At 69.5% G+C, this 1,953-nt stretch carries 1 protein-coding gene; it reads right to left on the minus strand.

The genetic code is table 11. From position 1 onward, the window contains the following. Window positions 1-69 precede the first annotated feature (69 nt). Window positions 70-1,953, minus strand: a 1,884-nt coding sequence (locus ACRDP3_RS08205) for a PhoX family protein (protein WP_431516183.1), incomplete at its 5' end; no start/stop codon positions are given.

Here is a 1,953-nt window from a genome sequence, read left to right on the forward strand (position 1 = left end):
GACCAGGTGGTCCGTGCGACAGGCTTCCATGCGGGACGTTCCTTCGGTACGAGTCCCGGTGCCTCGGGGTCAGGCGCCGATGCGGCGCCCGTCCTTGTGCCAGACGCTGACGACGGCCGGGCGGACCAGATTTCCCGGTCCGTCGGGCCAGGTCGAGGCCGGCTTCTCGACGCTCGCGCCGTCGACCTCGCCCGGGTGCTGGACCGCCACGAGCACCCGCCGGTCCTGGACGATCGGCCCGCAGGTCTCGGCACCCTTGGGCACGGTGAGGAACTGCTTCACCTCACCACGCCGTTCACCGGTGGTCGCGACACCGAACAGACCGTCGTGCGTGCCCAGCGCATTGCCGTCCGTGGAGATCCACAGATTTCCGTAGGGGTCGAAAGCGACGTTGTCCGGGCAGGAGATGGGACTGACCTGCTCCTTCGGGAAGCCCGCGAAGTAGGTGTTCGGGTCGTTCGGGTCACCGCAGACCAGGAACAGCCGCCAGGAGAACTGCTTGGACGTGGGGTCGTCCCCGCTCTCCGCCAGCTCCAGGATCTGGCCGTGCTTGTTGGCGTTGCGCGGGTTGGCCTCATCGGCCGAGGCCTTCCCGGTCGCGCCACGGTCCTTGTTGTTCGTCAAGGCGACATACACGCGGCCGGTCCGCGGGCTCGGCTCGACGTCCTCGGGACGGTCCATCTTGGTGGCGCCCACCTTGTCGGCGGCGAGGCGCGTGAAGACGTACACCTCTTCGGCGCTCATGCCGTCCACGTAGGAGGTGTCCCCGCTGGCCAGCCGGATCCATTCGCCGCTGCCGTCGAACTCGCCGTCCTCCGGAAGCTTGCCGCTGCCGTCGATCTGGGAAGCCGGGCTGTCGCCCGTCAGCTTGGCGACGTACAACGTGCCCTCGTCGAGCAGGGTGAGGTTGTGCTCGCGGGCGGCCCGTCCGGCGCCGCGCATCATCTGCTTGCTGGAGACGAACTTGTAGAAGTAATCGAAGCGCTCGTCGTCGCCCATGTAGACGACCGGGCGGCCGTCGGCGGTCAGGCGAGGCTGCGCGGCCTCGTGCTTGAACCGTCCGAGGGCGGTGTGCTTGCGCGGGGTCGACTCCGGGTCGTGCGGGTCGAGTTCGATGACGTAACCGAAACGGTTGACCTCGTTCGGCTCCTGCGCCACGTCGAAACGCTTGTCGAACCGCTCCCACTTGCGTTCGCTGGCCGCGCCGCCGATGCCGTAGCGCTTGAGACGGGCCGCGGTGGCCGGGTCGGTGACCGAACCGCCGTTGGCGAAGTACTGGTTGAAGTTCTCCTCGCCGGACAGGATCGTGCCCCAGGGGGTGGTGCCGCCCGCGCAGTTGTTGAGCGTGCCCAGCGCCAGGGTGCCGGTGCTGTCGGCGGAGGTGCGCAGCAGCTCGCTCCCCGCCGCGGGGCCGGTCAGGCGGAACTCAGACGTCGCGGTGATACGGCGGTTGAGCGGGTCACGGGTGACCGCGGTCAGCTTGCCGGTCTCGCCGTCCTCCTGGACGACCACGACGGACAGACCATGGGCGGCCCAGGCGATCTCGACCTGCTCGCGGGTGGGGTTCGCCGGGTCGTATCCGGCGAACATCAGCACCTCGTCGGTGTACTCGTGGTTGGCCACGAGTACCTGGCGCCCGTCCCCATCCGGGAGGGGCAGGAGAGTGAGGAAGTCATTGTTGTAACCGAACTGGGCTGCCTGCGCCCGCGCGGTCTGGTTGCCCTGGTCGAAAGCGGGAGCACCGCGCAGGATCGGGTCGCCCCAGCGGATCACGACGTTCTGGTCGTAGCCGTCGGCGACGGTGACCGCGTCGGCCGTGTTCGGGGCGACCGGGGTGAAGCGAAGGCCGCGGGCAGCGCCGCCCGGCTGCGCGGCAGCGACGGCCGGCGTGGCCTCAGCCGACGGCAGCTGGCCGTACGCGGCCGTGCCGGCAGCGGCCGCGACAGTCATGAC

Origin of the sequence: Streptomyces sp. (assembly GCF_050698815.1) — a bacterium.
Classification (GTDB): domain Bacteria; phylum Actinomycetota; class Actinomycetes; order Streptomycetales; family Streptomycetaceae; genus Streptomyces.